This is a genomic window from Mesorhizobium sp. B2-5-3, from assembly GCF_006441005.1.
In the GTDB taxonomy this organism is placed as follows: Bacteria; Pseudomonadota; Alphaproteobacteria; order Rhizobiales; family Rhizobiaceae; genus Mesorhizobium.
The window spans coordinates 87,061-104,977 of sequence record NZ_VFUS01000014.1 but is presented as its reverse complement, the minus strand read 5'-3'; the positions used below and the strand labels follow the sequence as shown (position 1 = coordinate 104,977).

Sequence of the window (17,917 nt, the reverse complement as noted above, 5' to 3'; positions counted from 1 at the left end):
CATTTGGCAAGACTTTGCCAAACGGGCTCCCCATATGGCACATGAATCGACGGCGATTCGTCGCGGCACGGCTCCGCTTTTTGGCCGCAACCTGTTGTTAACCATCGATGTTCGCCCTTTCTTATCCAATCCCGCCGACACTCCGGCCCAACGTGGCGCGCGATGTGGGACGGGAACCGGATCGTCTGCCTGACAGAGCCCGACGCAGCCAGTTGTGCGGGCGTCGCCGGACGGCTACCCTTATCCGGTGGCATGATGCCGTTCGAGAAAATTGAGAAAAGCCTTCATGAAGGTCGTTGAACGCTACATCATGCGCCGCGCTTTCGTGGTCTTTATTGCAGCGCTGGCCTGGACGCTGGCCATTGTCTGGACGACGCAGGTGCTGGCCAAGATCGACCTCGTCACCGACAGCGGCCAGTCGGCGCTGACCTTCTTCGAGGTTGCGGCCCTCATTCTTCCCTCGATCATTCCGATCGTGGTGCCCTTCGCGCTCGTGGTGGCGGTTGCCCAGACGCTCAGCGTCATGAATTCGGATTCGGAGCTCGCCGTCGTCAACGCAGCGGGCGCCTCGCGCTGGACCATCGTGCGGCCGATCATGATTCTCGCGGCCGCGGCCAGCGTCTTTTCCTTCGCCGTCGACAACGGCATCGACCCTTACGCGCGCCAGAAGAACCGGATGCTGGTGGCGGAGTCACGCGCGGATCTTCTGTCGCTGATCATCCAGGAGGGCACATTCCGCAAGATCGATGATGGGCTGTTCCTGCAGATCGGCGAGCGGCTTCCCGACAACCGGCTGGGCGGCATCTTCGTCGCGGATTCGCGCGAGGAAGGCGTCAACCTCGTCTATTATGCCAAGACCGGCAGCATCGTCGAACGCGGCGGCGAAAAGGTGCTGATGATGAATGACGGTGTCATCCATCGAAAGACGCTGACCGGCGACCTCTCGGTTATCCGCTTCACCTCCTATGCCTTCGACATGTCGGCCTTCATGGCGGCAGCGTCGGAGGTGACGCTGATGCCAAAAGACCAGACGACCCAGTACCTGCTCAACCCGAGTGCCAACGACAAGGTCTACCAGCAGCGCCCGAACGAATACCGGGCGGAGGTCGACCAGCGATTCTCGGAATGGCTCTATTCCATGGTCTTCGCGCTGATCGCACTGGCGGTCGCCGGAGACGCACGCTCGCATCGCGAGGCGCGCGTCAATCCGCTGATCACGGCCATCGCGATATCGCTGTTCGTGCGCTGGCTGGGCTTCTTCGCCGCCAGCAAGGCCGACGAGGTCCCGCAATATGCGTATATGGTCTACGGCGTGCCCATCGTGTCGTCGGCGGTGGCAATCTGGTTCATCGCATCCAACCGGACGATGGAACTGCCAGTGGCCTGGGCAGATTGGCTGACGAATCTCGCCAGCCGGATGGCTGACGCCTGGAATGCCGTCAAGCTGCGCCTGTCCAGGCGCAGCGCCTCGGGCCAGGGGGTCAGCTGATGGGCTGGACGCTGGGACGCTACTTCTTCTTCCGCTATGTCACGATCACCGTGTGGTTCTTCATCGGCCTGCTTGCGCTGGTGTTCCTGATCGATTTCACCGAGCTTTCCGGCCGCACGACCGGCCTGCCCGGCTTCACCTATGGAACGGCGCTGGCCATTTCCGGACTCAGGATGCCGATGATCATGCTGCAGACCGTGCCGTTTGTCGGTCTCTTTTCGGCGATGGCGACGCTGGTCTCGCTCAACCGCAGGTATGAACTGGTCATAGCGCGCTCAGCCGGCGTTTCGGCCTGGCAGTTCCTTTTGCCGTGCTGCATCGGAGCGCTGTTGTTCGGCGTCCTGTCGGTCGGTCTCATCAATCCGCTCGCAGCGCACGCCTTTTCCTGGTCCGAACAGATCGAAACCCAGTTGCGCTCGGGCAAGTCGAATACGGTGTCGGCCGACGCCGCGCCCTGGATCCGGCAGAAAACCAGCTCCGGAGACACCATCATCGGAGCGCGCGCCATCCTCAACCAGGGCCTGGAGATGGCTGACGCTGTCTTTTTCATCCTCGACCCGCAAGGCGATATCGTCGAGCGCAAGGATGCCGCGCGCGCCTACCTGCGGGACGGCTACTGGGAATTGCAGGACGTCAAGACCTTCAGGAACGGCACCATCCAGCCTGCGGCAAACGATCGCGTGCCGACCAATCTGAAGCCCGAATTCGTGCAGGAGCGGCTGGCGCGCCCGGAGACCATTCCATTCTACGATCTGCCGGGAAAAATCGAGGTTGCCCGTTCCTTCGGCCTCAAGGCAAATGCCTTTGCCATGCAGTTCGATTCGCTGGTGGCGTTGCCGTTCCTGCTCGTCGCCATGACGCTAATTGCGGCAACAGTTTCAATGCGATTTGCGAGGATGGGGCAATCGGCAACGATGATTCTGGGTGGCGTCGTTGCCGGGTTTCTGCTTTATGTCGTTTCGGTGCTGGTGAAGGCATTCGGCGTGGCGGGGTTCGTGCCGACTGTCGTAGCTGCCTGGGTGCCGGTCGTGGTAGCTATGTTCTTCGGGGTGACTTTCCTGCTATACAAGGAAGACGGCTAGTGAGGGAGGCCTTTTTGCCCAGTAACAGGCAGGCCGGTTTGGCGCGCCTTTATGCGGCGACCGCCTTGGCATGCCTGTTTGCATGCGCGGTTCCGCTGCCTGCGATCGCGCAGGATGTCGGCGACATGGCGACCAAGGTGCCGTCCGGCTCGCAGATGCTGCTGGCGGCCGATACGCTGGTCTATAACAACGACAATCAGACCGTGACCGCCGTCGGCGGCGTGCAGATCGACTATGGCGGCAACCGACTTGTCGCGCAGAAGGTCGAGTACAACCGCAACACCAAGCGCATGGTCGCAAGCGGCAATGTCGAGGTGATCAATAGCGACGGCACCAAGATCAATTCGGATCATATCGACATCACCGACGACTTCGCCGACGGTTTCGTCAACGCGCTCCGCGTCGAAACCATCGACAAGGCCTATTTCGCCGCCGAAAGCGCCGAACGCATGGGCGGCGTGCTGACCACCTTCCACAATGGCGTCTACACTGCCTGCGAACCGTGCGAGGACAAGCCCGACAAGGCGCCGACCTGGCGTGTGAAGGCCAGGAAGATCATCTGGAACGGCGAAAAGAAGACGGTCCGCTTCGAGAACGCGAATTTCGAATTCTTCGGCTTCCCGCTCGCCTACCTGCCGGCGTTCGAGATCGCCGACCCGACGGTGAAGCGCAAGAGCGGCTTCCTGATCCCCGGCATCGTCTTCAAAAGCGATCTGGGCGTGGGGGTGAAGGTCCCCTATTATTTCGCGCTCTCGCCGACCTACGACCTGACCGTCACCGGCACCGGCTTTACCAAGCAGGGCTTTCTCGGTGAGGCCGAGTGGCGCCAGCGCTTCAACAATGGCGAATACAGCCTGAAGATCGCGGGGATTCAGCAGCGAGACCCCGATGCCTTCATCGACGCCGCCGGCCGCAATATCGATTCGGGCGAGGCCGGCGATCCCAACAAATTCCGCGGCATGATGGGCACACAAGGCCAGTTCGCCATCAATTCGCGCTGGAATTTCGGCTGGGACGTGCTGCTGCAGACCGACAAGAACTTCTCGAATACCTACGCCATCGACAAATACAACGGGTCCGTTCACCAGTCGTCGGTTTACCTGACGGGGCTCGACGGCCGTAATTATTTCGACCTGCGCGCCATGCATTTCGAGGTGCAGGAAAACACGCTCGACAGCAGCATCGCTGCGCGAAGCGGCCAGCAGCCCTGGGTGCTGCCCTCGCTCGACTATGCCTACATTCCGGATACATCGGTCGCAGGCGGCCAGCTGTCGTTCAACGTCAATTCGCGCGTCATCCGCCGCGATGACCTCGACGAGACCTATTTCACTCCCTACTTCCCCCCTTCAGGCACCCAACGTGTGCGCGGCATCGAGGGCGAATCCGGCCGGCTCACCGCCCAAGCCGAATGGAAGCGGTCATTTGTCACCGATGACGGGTTGGTGCTGACACCCTTGCTGGCGCTGCAGGGCGACGTCGACTATGTCAACGCGTCATCAGCTTCACTCGCAGCCGTCAACCAGATGGCGACGAATTTGGGCGAGCAGGACGATATGCGCTCGTCTTTCGCCCGCTATATGGCAACCGCCGGACTCGAGATGAGCTGGCCGCTGCTGTTTTCCATGGCCAGCGGCTCCAGTCATGTGTTCGAGCCGATGGCGCAGGTGTTCCTGCGTCCGAACGAACAATATGTCGGCGGCCTAGCTGTGCCGAACGAAGATGCCCAGAGCATGGTCTTCGACGCGAGCACCCTGTTCGAGCGCGACAAGTTCTCCGGCTATGACCGCATCGAAGGCGGCTCGCGCGCCAATGTGGGCCTTCGCTATTCCGGTTCCTACATCAACGGCTGGGGCACCAACGCCATCTTCGGCCAGTCCTACCAGATCGGCGGCGAGAACTCCTTCGACGCGCCGGACCTGGTCAATGTCGGCGCCTATTCGGGCCTCGAAAACACCAAGTCGGACTATGTCGGCCTGTTTGGCGTCAGCAGCCCGAACGGGTTCGCCGCCTCGGTCAGCGGCCGTTTCGACGAGCAGAGCTTCGAGGTTCGCCGCGCCGAGGTAAAGGCCGCCTATTCCGGCCTACCGGTGTCGCTGAGCGCCAAATACGCCTTCATCCAGGCTCAGCCGCTCTATGGTTTCACCACCGACCGCCACGAGGTCACGCTCGGCGCGTCCACGCATCTTGCCGAGAACTGGCGCGTGTTCGGAACGGGAACCTATGACCTCGAGGAAAGCCTGCTGGTCAAGGACGGGGTCGGTTTCGCCTACAATGATTCCTGCTTCACCTATCTGATGACGTACTCGCAGTCGCGCGACCTGAACACCAGGGAGGTGACGCAGAGCATCGGCTTCAACCTGTCGTTCCGCACCCTCGGCGATTTCGGATCGTCGAGCAGCGCCTTCGATACCACCCAGTAGCCCGCGACATCGTTTCGCCGCATAGGGCTGGCAGGGACTTCACAAACCCCGAAGAAGGATGAAGTTGGGCGGGACCGGGATAGAATTGGGATGTTTGCGATGAGGAAATACCTCTTTTCAGCAGGGTTGGCGCTGCTTGTGGCGGCGACATCCGTGTCGATGACCGTCATCACGCCGCCGGCTTTCGCCAGCGAGATCAAGTACGTCGTCAACGACATACCGATCACCAGCGGCGACATCGCGCATCGCGCCGCCTTCCTCAAGCTGCAGCGCAAGAAGGGCGACGCCGGCCAGGAAATGATCGATCAGACCTTGCGCATGGCCGAAGCCAGACGGCTTGGGATTCACATCAGCGACGCGCAGGTCGAGGCCGCGTACCAGCGCTTTGCCTCGAGCAACAAGATGCAGCTCAGCCAGCTCGACGGCGTCATGGAAAAGTCTGGAGTCAGCAAGGGCCATTTCAAGGAGTTCATCCGCGCCCAGATGGCCTGGAATCAGGCCTTGAGCGCGCGGTACCGTTCCGGCGAGGGCGGCAGCGTGACCGAGCAGGACGCCGTCAGGCGCATGCTCGACAAGGGCGGCTCCAAGCCGAGCGCCACTGAATACATGCTCCAGCAGGTCATCTTCGTCGTGCCGGCCGCCGAACGCAGCGCGACGCTGGGCAAGCGCAAGCGCGAAGCCGACGCCATGCGTGCCCGCTTCAACGGCTGCAACACGACGCGCCAGTTCGCCAAGGGCCTGATCGACGTCACGGTTCGCGATCTCGGCCGGGTGCTGGCGCCGCAACTGCCGCCGGATTGGGCCGAGCAGATCAAGGCCACCAAGGTTGGCGGCGCCACGCCTACCCGCCAAACGGAGCGCGGTGTCGAGTTCATCGGCATCTGTTCGTCGCGCGAGGTGTCCGACGACAAGGTCGCCCAGATGGTGTTCCAGAGCGAAGGCTCCAACGACAAGGCGGCCGACGATCTCAGCAAGAAATATGTCGACGAGCTGAAGGCAAAAGCCCGCATCGTCAAGCGCTGAGGTGGACAGGGCGATGCGCGCGCTGGCGTTGAGCGTCGGCGATCCTTCCGGCATCGGGCCGGAAATCGCGATTGCCGCGTTTCTGGCGCGTACAGCCGCGGCCCTTCCGCCCTTCTATCTCCTCGCCGATCCCGCGCTGATCGCCTCGCGGGCGCGCCGCCTCGGCGTTTCGCTGCCTATCGAGGAAACGACGCCAGCGCAGGCAACCGAGGTCTTTGGCCACGCACTGCCGGTCGTTACGCTGGCTGCCCGCTTCATCGACAGCCCCGGCCAGCCGGACCCGGCCAATGCGGCGGGCATCATCGAAGCGATCGATCGGGCGGTGGCCGCTAGCCTCGCCGGCGACGCCGCAGCCGTCGTCACCTGCCCGATCGCCAAGAAGCCGCTCTACGACGCCGGCTTCCGCTTTCCCGGCCACACCGAATATCTGGCGTATCTGGCGGCGCGGCACAGCGGCGTGGAAGCGATGCCGGTGATGATGCTGGCAGGCCCCGACCTGCGCACCGTTCCCGTCACCATTCACATCGCGCTGGCCGAAGTGCCGAAGGCGCTGACCACCGACCTGATCCTCGCCACGACGCGGGTCACCGCCGCCGACCTCAGGGACCGCTTTGGCATCGCCAACCCACGGCTCGCCATCGCCGGCCTCAACCCGCATGCGGGCGAGGATGGCTCCATGGGCCTGGAGGACCAGCGCATCATCAGACCGGCGATCGAGATCCTGCGAGCCGAAGGCATCGACGCGTTCGGGCCGTTGCCCGCGGATACCTTGTTCCATGCCCGGGCCCGGGCCGGCTACGACGTGGCGCTGTGCATGTATCACGACCAGGCGCTGATACCGGCCAAGGCGCTGGCCTTCGATGAAGCGGTCAATGTCACGCTCGGCCTGCCCTTCATCCGCACCTCGCCCGACCACGGCACCGCCTTCGGTATCGCCGGCAGGGGCATTGCCCGGCCCGACAGCCTGATGGCGGCGCTGCGGCTCGCACGGCAGCTGGCCGACACCGACGCCAAACTTGTCACGCAATGAGGCTCAACTCATGAGCATGGATGGGCTGCCGCCGCTGCGCGAGGTCATCGAGCGCCACGGTTTGCAGGCAAAGAAGGCACTGGGCCAGAATTTTCTGTTCGACCTCAACCTGACCGGCAAGATAGCGCGCGCCGCCGGCAGCCTGGCGGAGACGACCGTAATCGAGGTCGGCCCCGGCCCTGGCGGGTTGACAAGGGCCCTGCTTTTCAACGGCGCGCGCAAGGTCGTCGCCATCGAGCGCGACGAACGCTGCCTGGCGGCCCTCGCCGAGATATCGGCCCATTATCCCGGACGGCTGGAGGTCGTTTCCGGCGACGCTCTGAAGATCGACTTCCCGACGCTTGCCGCGACCGCCGGTGACGGCGGGCCGGTCAGGATCGTTGCCAACCTGCCCTACAACATCGGCACGGAACTGCTGGTCCGCTGGCTGACCGTCGCGGAGTGGCCTCCCTTCTATGCCTCGATGACCCTGATGTTCCAGCGCGAGGTGGCCCAGCGTATCGTCGCCGCGCCTGGCAGCGAGGCCTATGGCAGGCTCGGCGTGCTGGCGGGGTGGCGCACGCAGGCCAGGATAGCGTTCGACGTGCCACCCCAGGCGTTCACACCGCCGCCCAAGGTGACCTCTTCCGTCGTGCATCTCGAGCCGCGCGCGAAACCGCTATGCGCCGACGTGAAAAAACTCGGTCGCGTCACGGAAGCCGCCTTCGGCCAGCGCCGAAAGATGCTGCGGCAGAGCGTTAAGAGCCTCGGCGGCGAAGCCCTGCTCGAACGCGCCGGGATCGACCCGACCCGGCGCGCCGAGACGCTCGATGTCGAGGAGTTCGTGCGGCTGACCAATGCGGTGTAATGCCACCGGCCGTCGAAGCGCGGAGCAATCTGATCCTTGTCGAGCGCATGCTTCGAACTACACGCCCAACACCGCTTTAACGCGCTCGCGCGTGTAGGGCAGGTCATAAATGCGTTTTCCCGCCGCATGGCGGAAGGCGTTGGCGATCGCGCCGGCGGTCGGGCCCTGCGCTGCTTCCGCGACGCCGAGATAGGGCGTGCCGGGATTGTCGACGACATGCACTTCCACGCTGTCGGGAACGGCGCTGAAGCGCAGGATCGGATAGGCCGACCAATCCGCGCTCAGGATGTGGGTGTCGTCGAAATGGACGGCCTCGTAGAGCGTCCAGCTCATTGACTGCAGGATTCCGCCTTCGGTCTGGTTGACAATCGAATCCGGCGCCACCGCTTCGCCGCAGTCGACCGCCGAGACCACATGCGAGATGGCGATGGCACCGCTGTCGCGATCGACCTCCGCTTCAAGCGCGACCGCGAGATAGGCGGCGTGGTTCTTGTACTTGGCGAAGGCGAACCCCCGACCGCGGCCCTCCGGCATAGGATCATTGCTCCAGCCGAATTTTTGAGCCGCAACCTCGATCACCTTCCTGGCGCGCGGGTCCTTCATGTGCCTCAGCCGGTATTCCACGGGGTCGGCGCCGGCCGCGAGGGCCAGCTCGTCCATGAAGCTTTCGATCGAGAAGACGTTGCAGTAGGCGCCGAGACCGCGCAGCGACGAGACGCGCACCGGCATGTCGGCGACGAAATGCCAGTTCACCCGCTGGTTCGGCACATCGTATAGCGGGATGGCGTTGCGGTCGCCATTGCCGAGCGGCGAGATCTGCAGCTTGGCCGGATCGGGCGGGAAATGCTTCGCCACCAGCCGGCCGGCGATCAGCGAACCTGCCGTTCCCGGCCGCGTGCCGTGACTGTTGCTCCACAGATCATATTGCCAGTTGACGATCTTGCCGCCGGCGTCGAGCGTTGCGCTGGCGCGCGTCAGCATGCCAGGGCCATAGGGCTCCCACAAATGCTCCTGATCGCGCATCCACTGCACGCGCACCGGCGTGCCGGGCAGCGCCTGCGCGATCAGCGCGGCGTCGGCCGCCGCGTCGTCGGCGCCATTGTGGCCGTAGCAGCCTGATCCCTCGGTGTGGATGCAGCGCACCTTTTCCGGTCCGACGCCGAGCATCTCGGCGATCGCCTTGCGGTCTGGATAAACGCCTTGAGTGTGCGTCCACACCGTGATGAGACCCTTGTCCGACAGGGCAACGGCAGCGGAGGGGCCGATCGACCCATGCATCTGGTAGGCGCGGGTGAACTGCGCCTGCAGCGTCTTTGCGCCGGCTGCCGTGTCCGCGCCGACCGAAGTCACGGTGCCGACCTCGGCGACCGAGCGTTCGAGGAAGGCGGGGATATTGTCCTGGTCCGGCAAGGCCGGCTGCTCCTGCCACTTCGCCTTGGCGGCCATGGCGCGCATGGCCTGGACCGCCTGGAATTCCTGCCTGGCCACCACGGCCAGGAAGTCGCCGTCGCGGATCACCGCCACCACGCCCGGCATCGTCTTGATAGCGGCCTCGTCGACGCTGACGAGCTTGGCCAAATAGCTTGGTGGGCGAACGACGCGGGCATGCACCATGCCGGGAAGCCGCATGTCCTGCACATAGGCCTCGCCGCCCGTCACCTTTGCCGGAATATCGACGCGGGCGAACGGCTTGCCGATCGCGTGATAGCTGTCCGGCGATTTCAGCGCCGTGTCGGCCGATGCGTCCGCATGCAGCAAATCCGCCACCACGAGTTCGCCATAGCCCACGGACTTCCCGTCCGACCCGGTGATCCTGCCGCTTGCCGCCTTGAGCTGGTCGGCCGGAACGCCGAGCTTTTCGCTGGCCTTAGCGATAAGGATCTGGCGCACCTGTGCCGAGGCGTAGCGTATGGCGGTGCCGCTGTTCTGGATCGTCTGGCTGCCGGCGGTATAGCCTTCGTTAGGAGTCAGCGCGGTGTCGGCGGTGATGAGCTTGATGGAAGCCGGCTCGACCTCCAGTTCTTCGGCGGCGATCTGGCGCAGCGACGTCCTGGTGCCTTGACCGAGTTCGGCCTTGCCGGTGAAGACGGTGATCGAACCGTCGGCATCCAACCTGATCCAGGCGTCGAGCGAGGGCGTATCGGCAAGGCTGCCCGGCAGTTTCTTGGCCGGCGCTGGCGTCGCGGGCGTCTGCGCCGTGGGCGCGGCCTCCTGAGCCTGCACGGGAATGGTGAAGGACACGACCAGCGCGCCGGTCCCGGCGAGAAAGCCGCGTCGTGTCAGGTCGGGAAAGGTTGGCGCGTTCATCATGCCCTCCCCGCGGCCGCGGCCGGCGCCAAGCCGGCCGATTTCGATTTCATCAGGTCGCGCGCGCGGCTCACTGCCCGCAGGATGCGCATATGCGTGCCACAGCGGCAGAGGTTAGGTTCCAGCGCCTGCCTGATATCGGCGTCACCGGCATCGGGTTTGGCCTCGAGCAGCGCCTGCGCCCGCATCATCATGCCGGCGATGCAATAGCCGCATTGCGCCGCCTGCTCCTCGATGAACGCTTTCTGCATCGGACCCGGGTTCTCGATCGTGCCCAAGCCCTCGACGGTCTTGACCTCGCGGCCCTCCACCAGCATCGCCGGCGTCAGGCAGGAGAAGACGGGCTTGCCGTCCACCATCACCGTGCAGGCGCCGCATTGGCCAAGGCCGCAGCCGAACTTGGCGCCGTTCAGCTTCAAATCGTTGCGCAGCACGTAAAGCAGCGGCGTCGCGGGATCGACGTCGACGTGGTGGGAGATGCCGTTGACGTTGAGATTGATCATCTGTCCTTCGCTCCTACATTGTCCGGGCCGCGCTCGATGCCGTCCGAGGGCCGGACGCTGACTTGGTATTTTCCGCTCCTGGTGTCGGCGATCCTGGCGGCCGCATCCTGCCAGGCCGGCTTGCCGGCAAAGGCATCGCGCAGATAGGCCAGCAGGTTATTCACCTGGTCGTCCTTCAGCGTCGCTGCGAATCCCGGCATGATGGCGCTCGGGCGCCCACTCGCCGCCGGCAGGCCAAACAGCACCGTGTTGATAACGTTCTGCGGATCTGGCGCGTTGACCGCGCTCGACAGATGGAAATTGATACCGCCGAAAGGCGGCGGACGGCTGCCGTCGTGGCAGGTGGCGCATGCCGCCTGGTAGATGACGGCTCCACGCGCCGCCGGCGTATCGGCGGATGTCGGCGCCACGCCGGCGGTCGACGCCGGGTCGGCCGCGGCGCGGCCGCGGATGGCCTGCGCGGCGGCCGTCCGTTCGGCGGATGGTTCGCCCATGAGCGACATGACGTAAGTGGCCATGGCGTCGATGTCGGCATCGGGAAGCCGGCCGAGATTGCCCGTCACTTCGCCCATCGGGCCATTGGCGACGCCGTGGTCGGCATGCCAGCCTTGCCTGAGATAGGCAAACAGGCTGTCATGCGTCCACGGTATCGGCGCCGGTGAAGTGCCGTCGAGCGCAAAGGCCGTCCAGCCTTCGGCCTCGCCGCCGGCCATGTGCGACCCCTTCTCTTCCGCGCCGAACCGATTGCGCGGCGTGTGGCAGGCGCCGCAATGACCGAGCCCATCGACCAGATAGGCGCCGCGGTTCCACTGCGTGCTTTGCGACGCATCGTTTTGATAGGCGCCCCTGTCGAAGAACAGCAGCTTCCAGCCGGCCAGCACGAGGCGCATATCGAGCGGGAAAGGCAGCTCGTTCGGAGGCGGCCGGTTGTTCACCGGCTGGCGCGTCATCAGATAGGCGTAGAGCGCGCGGTTGTCCTCATCGGAGACACGCGTGAAATGATCGAACGGGAAGGCCGGGTAGAGATGCCTGCCCTCGCGGTCGACGCCTTCGCGCATGGCGCGCTCGAAGGCTGCCTGCGGCCAGCGGCCGATACCGGTCTGCGGATCTGGCGTGATGTTGGTCGAATAGATGGTGCCGAACGGCGTCGGCACGGCGAGCCCGCCGGCATAGGACTTTTCACCGGGCCTGGTGTGGCAGGAGGTGCAATTGCCGACGGAGGCCAGTACAGCGCCTTTCTCGATCAACGCCGGGTCGAACGACGATCGTTGCGGCGGCTCGACAGGATCGATCGCCGGCTTCCAGGCATAGGCGAAAAATCCGGCGCCGCAGACAATGACGATGGCAAGAACGCCCAGCCAGAAGCGTTTCAAGATCTGCTCTCCCTCATGGCGGTACGCTGAAACGCTGCCGCCCCGGCCGTTACCGGCGCCGCGGATGCGTTCGTGCGGGAGAAACTAGGGGCGCTGCCCTCTTCGTCAATTGTCTGATTTATGGCGCCGAAAAGCGCATCTTGCAGGCGCGACCTGCCCGGGCACATCGTTTGGTGCTGCCGGCCTTCGGCTTGTCCGCCGGCCCATCTTCGTGGGCAAAGGAAAGGCTAGCTCGTCTTCTCGTCCAAAAGTCCCGAGACGAAGTCGAACAAGCCGGGCCGACGATCGCGCCGCAACCGCTCGGCGACAACGATGCCACGCACTTCGGCGAAGGCGCGATCGAGATCATCGTTGACGATGACGAAATCATACTCCTTCCAGTGCTCGATCTCGTTGCGCGCGTTCTTCAGCCGCGTCTCGATCACCGCTTCCTGATCCTCGGCGCGGCGCTTCAGCCTTGCCTTCAACTCCTTCATCGACGGCGGCAGGATGAAGATCGAGACGATGTCGGCGCGCATCTTCTCCTTGAGCTGCTGGGCGCCTTGCCAATCGATGTCGAACAGCATGTCGCGCCCTTGAGCGAGCGCAAGTTCCGCCGGTTCGCGCGGTGTCGCGTAGCAATTGCCATGCACCTCCGCCCATTCGAGCAGGGCGTCCGAATCGCGCAGCCGCTCGAACTCGCGCATGGTGCGGAAATGATAGTGAACGCCTTCGATCTCCGAGCCGCGGCGCGGCCTGGTGGTGACGGAGACCGACAGTTCGAGGCTGGAATCGCTCTCCAGAAGGTTGCGCGCAATCGTCGACTTGCCGGCGCCCGACGGCGACGACAGCACGAGCATCAGGCCCCGGCGGCGAATGCGGGACCCTAAATCCCTGGCGACCATCGGCTACTCCAGATTCTGGACCTGTTCACGGAACTGATCGACCACGGCCTTCAGTTCCAGTCCAATGGCGGTGACCGCGGCAGCGTTCGACTTTGAGCACAGCGTATTCGATTCGCGGTTAAATTCCTGTGCTAGAAAATCGAGCTTGCGTCCGATGGCGCCGCCGCCGGAAAGCAATGCACGACCGGACGTCATATGCGTCTTCAAGCGGTCGATCTCCTCGCGAATATCGGCCTTGGTGGCGAGGAAGGCGGCTTCCTGGTGCAAGCGGCCGACATCGAGGTTGGCCGAAGCATCCATCAAGAGCCGCACCTGTTCGGCGAGGCGCTCGCGGATGGCCGCCGGTTCGCGCGACGGATCCGCTTCAGCGCCCAGCGTCAGCGCCTCGATGGCGTCGATGTGGCCCAGCAGAAGCGTGCGAAGTGCCGCGCCCTCACCCTCGCGGGACCGCTCCAGCCCCTCCAGCGCCACATCGAGGGCCGCCATGACGGCGTTGTCGAGCGCCGTGCGCACATCCTCGGTTTCGGTGGTCTCGGGAATATCGAGCACGCCGCGCAGCGACAACAATCCGTCGACGGTCGCAGGAGCAACACCAAATTGTTCCTCGATCCGCTTGGCGAGCCCGGCCAGGTCCTTGAGGAAGGCCTCGTTGACAACGGGCTGGGACTGCATTCCGGCGGCGCGCGTGATGGTCAGCGTCGCCTGAAAATTGCCGCGCGCGAAACGTTTCTGAAGCGTCTGCCTGATGGCCGGCTCCAGCCGCTCGAAGCCCTGCGGCAGCCGCAGCCGCACCTCGACGCTCTTGCCGTTGACGGATTTGACCTCCCAGGCAATCGAGGTGCCGTCATGCTCGGCGACAGCACGCGCAAACCCGGTCATGCTCTGCAAATTCATGGTGCCTGCATACCCCCTGGCGCGTACTACGGATACTGCTTGATCCGGCCTCGCGCACCTTCAGAAAGCCGAAATGCCCGCCTGCCAATCGGCTTACGAGGCGCCCCGATAAATCCAAACGCTCCTGCTTTCAACCGACAGCGTGGACGAGCTGGAAAAACCGTGCGCCGCTACTGGGCCGCCCCCGCGTCGCCGTCAATGGGCGCGTCGGTCTGCCCCTCCACCTTGGCATCAGCCTTGGCCGCGTCGTCGACTTGCTTCTTCTGCTGGGCTCGATAGCGCGCAACGTTCTCATTGTGCTCGTTAAGCGTGGCGGCGAAGACGTGTCCGCCAGTGCCGTCGGCAACGAAATAGAGGTCGTCGGTCTTTGATGGATTGGCTACCGCCTCCAGCGCCGCGCGGCCGGGATTGGCGATAGGCGTCGGCGGCAGGCCGTTGATCACATAGGTGTTGTAGGGCGTCGGCTTCTGGATGTCCGACTGATAGATCGGCCGGTCGGCGGGTTTGCCCTTGCCGCCGAACAGACCGTAGATGATGGTCGGATCGGATTGCAGGCGCATGCCCTTGGCCAGCCGGTTCAGGAAGACCGCGGCGACGCGCGAGCGCTCATCGCCCTTGCCTGTTTCCTTCTCGACTATCGAGGCCAGCGTGACGAACTCGTCAATGCTGGCGAGCGGCAGGTCGGCGGCGCGCCGCTGCCAGACCTCCTCGACCAGCTTCTTCTGGTCGGCCAGCAGCTTGTCGATCATCTGCTGGCGCGTGGCGCCGCGCGTGAAGCGCAGCGTATCGGTGGCGAGACTGCCCTCTGGAGGCACGGTGGCCGGCATGTCGCCGCTCAAGGCGGGCTCGCCTGCGATGCGCGCCAGCGCCTGCTCGACTGTCAGCCCTTCGGGAATGGTCAGCGAGTACATGACCGACTTGCCGCTCTTCAGCAATTCCATGATGTCGCGCATGGACGCCCGGGGCTTGATCTCGTATTCGCCGGCCTTCAGCGCCGAATCATTGCCGAAGGCCCTAACGCCAAGACGGAATATGCGGGCGTCGCTGATCAGGCCGCGCCGCTCGAGCTGGTCGGCGATATCCTGGACGCCGGTGTTCGGCTTGACCAGGAAGGTGTCGCCATTGGCCGATGGGCCGGGCTCGGTGAATTCCTGCTTGCCGAAGTAAAGCGCGATACCCGCCGCCAGAACCATCAGCATCACCAAGGAGATGACGAAGTTCATGAACACGACGACCTGACTGCGCGAAGCACGCGAGCGCTTCGGCGGCGGCGTGCCGGCCTCCGGCCGCAAGGCTTCGGCGGCTGTCTTCGGTACGATCGGCCCCGATGTCGCCTGCCCTTGCCCGAACTCTCCGTTGCCGGCCGGATTTGTGTTCATTTCGCCCTACCGTTTGATCTCTCAACGAATCCCCTGCGGCAGAGTAGGGGCGAATATGGCAAAATTGACGACACGCCGAAGCGCCGTCCGGCAGGCGGACGGTCAGCCATTGTAGCGCTGGAAGACCAGTGAAGCGTTGGTGCCGCCGAAGCCGAAGGAATTGGACAACGCCACGTCGATCTGGCGGGCACGCGGCTTGTTCGGCACCAGGTCGATCGCGGTCTCACGCTCCGGATTGTCAAGGTTGATGGTCGCCGGCGCGATGTTGTCGCGGATGGCGAGGATCGAAAAGATCGCTTCGGCAGCCCCTGCCGCGCCGAGGAGATGGCCGATCGACGACTTGGTCGACGACATCGAAATCTTCGATGCGGCATTGCCGACCAGCCGCTCGACAGCGCCGAGCTCGATCGTGTCGGCCATGGTCGAAGTGCCGTGCGCGTTGATGTAATCGACATCGGCGGGCGTCAGCTTTGCCCGGTTCAACGCCGCCGTCATGCAACGGAATGCGCCGTCGCCATCTTCAGCCGGTGCGGTGATGTGATAGGCGTCGCCGGTCAGGCCGTAGCCGGTCACTTCCGCATAGATCTTCGCGCCGCGCGCCTTGGCATGCTCGAGTTCCTCAAGCACGACGACGCCGGCGCCCTCGCCCATGACGAAGCCGTCGCGATCGCGGTCATAGGGCCGCGAAGCCGTTTGCGGCGCGTCGTTGCGCTCGGTCGAGAGCGCACGGCAGGCAGCGAAGCCAGCGATCGACAGTCGCGTCACCGGCGCTTCGGCGCCGCCGGCGACCATGACGTCGGCATCGCCCCAGATGATCAGCCGGGCAGCATCGCCGATTGCATGCGCGCCGGTCGAGCAAGCGGTGACGACGGCATGGTTGGGACCTTTCAGCCCATGCCGGATCGAAACCTGGCCGGAGACGAGATTGATGATCTGGCCGGGGATGAAGAAGGGGCTGATGCGGCGCGGGCCGCGCTCCTTCAGGATCATCGCGTTCTCGGCGATGCCTTCGATGCCGCCAATGCCCGAACCGATCAGGACACCGGTGGCGCACTGCTCGGCATGGGTCTTCGGCTGCCAGCCGGAATCCTTCAGCGCCTCGTCGGCGGCTGCGATCCCGTACAGGATGAAGTCGCCGATCTTGCGCAGTTCCTTCGGCTCGAGCACCGCCTCGGGATTGAAGGTGGCGTTGCTGCCGTCACCACGCGGAACGACATGGGCGATCTTGCAGGCAAGATCCTCCACCTCGAACTCGGTGATGCGCTTGGCGGCGCTGCGGCCGGTCAGAAGTTCCTTCCAGCTGTGCTCGAAGCCCATGCCGAACGGCGACAGCAACCCAAGGCCCGTGACGACGACACGCCTCATCGCAGGTCCTCCCCGGTGATGACTGCGGAAAGCGTCAGGCCGAAGCCTTGTCGATGTACTTCACGGCATCGCCCACCGTCAGGATGGTTTCAGCCGCGTCATCGGGGATCTCGACGCCGAATTCTTCTTCAAACGCCATGACGAGTTCGACCGTGTCGAGACTGTCGGCGCCCAGATCATCGATGAAGCTCGCCTGCTCCGTCACCTTGTCGGCATCGACGCCCAGGTGCTCGATGACAATCTTCTTGACGCGCTCTGCGGTGTCACTCATTTGGGGCATCCTCGTCTTTTGGTTGTCTGTCTTCGTTAGCGGGCGGAATGCCGCTAATCAAGCTGAAAGATGGTCCCGCCGGAAACGCAATGGCCGCAGACCGGTTTTTGCCCGAACCGCCGGGTTGCGGGCCGCATTACACGAAAAATCGTGGGCGTCCAAGCCGAAATGGTCGCTTTTCACAGCCCGCCCAGGCGTTGCCTGTCGCCGTCTCAAAGCCACCGCGAATGCCCGGGCCCGGCCCGAAATGCATGCTTTGGCCGACCCGATCAGATCATCGCCATGCCGCCGTTCACATGGATGGTTTGGCCGGTGACGTAGCCGGCCTCGTTGGAGGCAAGATAAGCGACGGCGGACGCCACTTCGGCGCTGGTGCCCATGCGGCGCGTCGGGATAGCGGCCATGATCGCCTCCTTCTGCTTGTCGTTGAGCTTGTCGGTCATCGCCGATTCGATGAAGCCCGGGGCGACACAGTTGACGGTTATGCTGCGGGTGGCGATCTCCTGCGCCAGCGATTTGGAAAAGCCGATCATGCCGGCCTTGGAGGCGCAGTAGTTGGTCTGGCCGGGATTGCCGGTGACGCCGACCACCGAGGTAATGTTGATGATGCGGCCGTGGCGACGGCGCATCATCGGATGGGTCAGCTCACGCGTCAGCCTGAACACGGCCGTCAGATTGACTTCGAGCACGCTGTCCCAGTCGGCGTCCGACATCCGCACGAACAGCCCGTCCTTGGTGATGCCGGCATTGTTGACCAGGATGTCGACGCCCTCGAGATCGGCCTCCGCTTTCTGGCCGAGCGCCTTGACCTCATCGCGGTTCGACAGGTCGGCCGGAAACAGCTTCACCCGGTCGCCCAGGTCGGCGGCCAGCGCCTCCAGTCTCTCGACGCGCGTGCCGTGCAGGCCGACGATGGCGCCTTGCGCATGCAGCACCCTGGCGATCGCCTCGCCGATGCCTCCCGACGCGCCGGTGACAAGTGCCTTGCGGCCGGTCAGTTCGAACATGTGTTTTCCTCTTTGGTTTCGGAAGCTCAGCGAGCAACCTTAT

The 17,917-nt window shown here is 64.2% G+C and carries 15 protein-coding genes; 6 read left to right on the top strand and 9 right to left on the bottom strand.

Annotated features, from left to right (window positions below):
* Positions 1 to 286 precede the first annotated feature (286 nt).
* The 6 genes from lptF to rsmA all read left to right on the top strand — a co-directional run bounded on the left by lptF (position 287) and on the right by rsmA (position 7,891).
* The gene (gene lptF, locus FJ867_RS25355; protein WP_140494430.1) at positions 287 to 1,489 is read left to right on the top strand and encodes an LPS export ABC transporter permease LptF; all 1,203 of its coding nucleotides are present in this window, start codon (positions 287 to 289) and stop codon (positions 1,487 to 1,489) included.
* Positions 1,486 to 2,571 carry an LPS export ABC transporter permease LptG gene (lptG, locus tag FJ867_RS25350; RefSeq protein ID WP_181165175.1) on the top strand — a complete coding sequence of 362 codons (1,086 nt, stop codon included), beginning with the start codon at positions 1,486 to 1,488 and terminating at the stop codon, positions 2,569 to 2,571. The genes lptF and lptG overlap by 4 nt, the downstream gene beginning before the upstream one ends.
* Positions 2,571 to 4,991 (top strand): LPS-assembly protein LptD, encoded by a 2,421-nt coding sequence (locus tag FJ867_RS25345; RefSeq protein ID WP_181168442.1) that lies wholly within the window; start codon positions 2,571 to 2,573, stop codon positions 4,989 to 4,991. Before lptG ends, FJ867_RS25345 begins: the two co-directional genes overlap by 1 nt.
* A 90-nt stretch (positions 4,992 to 5,081) precedes the next feature.
* On the top strand, positions 5,082 to 6,014 hold the full coding sequence (locus FJ867_RS25340) for a peptidylprolyl isomerase (protein ID WP_181167198.1): 933 nt from the start codon (positions 5,082 to 5,084) through the stop codon (positions 6,012 to 6,014).
* Between the two features lie 13 nt (positions 6,015 to 6,027).
* Positions 6,028 to 7,044, top strand: coding sequence for a 4-hydroxythreonine-4-phosphate dehydrogenase PdxA (pdxA, locus tag FJ867_RS25335; RefSeq protein WP_181168441.1), 1,017 nt, complete (start codon positions 6,028 to 6,030; stop codon positions 7,042 to 7,044).
* A gap of 10 nt (positions 7,045 to 7,054) precedes the next feature.
* The gene (gene rsmA, locus FJ867_RS25330) at positions 7,055 to 7,891 is read left to right on the top strand and encodes a 16S rRNA (adenine(1518)-N(6)/adenine(1519)-N(6))-dimethyltransferase RsmA (RefSeq protein WP_140520644.1); all 837 of its coding nucleotides are present in this window, start codon (positions 7,055 to 7,057) and stop codon (positions 7,889 to 7,891) included.
* 57 nt (positions 7,892 to 7,948) lie between these two features.
* Here rsmA and FJ867_RS25325 read toward each other — a convergent pair whose 3' ends face one another.
* The 9 genes from FJ867_RS25325 to fabG all read right to left on the bottom strand — a co-directional run bounded on the left by FJ867_RS25325 (position 7,949) and on the right by fabG (position 17,874).
* Positions 7,949 to 10,198: a molybdopterin cofactor-binding domain-containing protein gene (locus FJ867_RS25325; protein WP_140818884.1), complete on the bottom strand. Its 2,250-nt coding sequence runs from the start codon at positions 10,196 to 10,198 to the stop codon at positions 7,949 to 7,951.
* Positions 10,198 to 10,701 (bottom strand): (2Fe-2S)-binding protein, encoded by a 504-nt coding sequence (locus FJ867_RS25320; protein WP_140520646.1) that lies wholly within the window; start codon positions 10,699 to 10,701, stop codon positions 10,198 to 10,200. The genes FJ867_RS25325 and FJ867_RS25320 overlap by 1 nt, the downstream gene beginning before the upstream one ends.
* A complete protein-coding gene (locus tag FJ867_RS25315) occupies positions 10,698 to 12,074 on the bottom strand; it encodes a c-type cytochrome (protein ID WP_140818882.1) in 1,377 nt (458 codons plus the stop codon). Before FJ867_RS25315 ends, FJ867_RS25320 begins: the two co-directional genes overlap by 4 nt.
* Positions 12,075 to 12,301: 227 nt before the next feature.
* Positions 12,302 to 12,958: a guanylate kinase gene (gene gmk, locus FJ867_RS25310; RefSeq protein ID WP_140494448.1), complete on the bottom strand. Its 657-nt coding sequence runs from the start codon at positions 12,956 to 12,958 to the stop codon at positions 12,302 to 12,304.
* Between the two features lie 3 nt (positions 12,959 to 12,961).
* On the bottom strand, positions 12,962 to 13,852 hold the full coding sequence (locus FJ867_RS25305; protein ID WP_140818880.1) for a YicC/YloC family endoribonuclease: 891 nt from the start codon (positions 13,850 to 13,852) through the stop codon (positions 12,962 to 12,964).
* A 170-nt stretch (positions 13,853 to 14,022) separates the two neighbouring features.
* Positions 14,023 to 15,231, bottom strand: coding sequence for an endolytic transglycosylase MltG (gene mltG, locus FJ867_RS25300; RefSeq protein WP_140494453.1), 1,209 nt, complete (start codon positions 15,229 to 15,231; stop codon positions 14,023 to 14,025).
* Positions 15,232 to 15,333: 102 nt separating this feature from the next.
* The gene (gene fabF / locus FJ867_RS25295; protein ID WP_140494455.1) at positions 15,334 to 16,596 is read right to left on the bottom strand and encodes a beta-ketoacyl-ACP synthase II; all 1,263 of its coding nucleotides are present in this window, start codon (positions 16,594 to 16,596) and stop codon (positions 15,334 to 15,336) included.
* Between the two features lie 34 nt (positions 16,597 to 16,630).
* Entirely contained in the window at positions 16,631 to 16,867 is a 237-nt protein-coding gene (locus FJ867_RS25290) for an acyl carrier protein (RefSeq protein WP_006203723.1), read from the bottom strand.
* A 269-nt stretch (positions 16,868 to 17,136) separates the two neighbouring features.
* Positions 17,137 to 17,874 (bottom strand): 3-oxoacyl-[acyl-carrier-protein] reductase, encoded by a 738-nt coding sequence (fabG, locus tag FJ867_RS25285; protein ID WP_140494457.1) that lies wholly within the window; start codon positions 17,872 to 17,874, stop codon positions 17,137 to 17,139.
* Between the last annotated feature and the right edge of the window lie 43 nt (positions 17,875 to 17,917).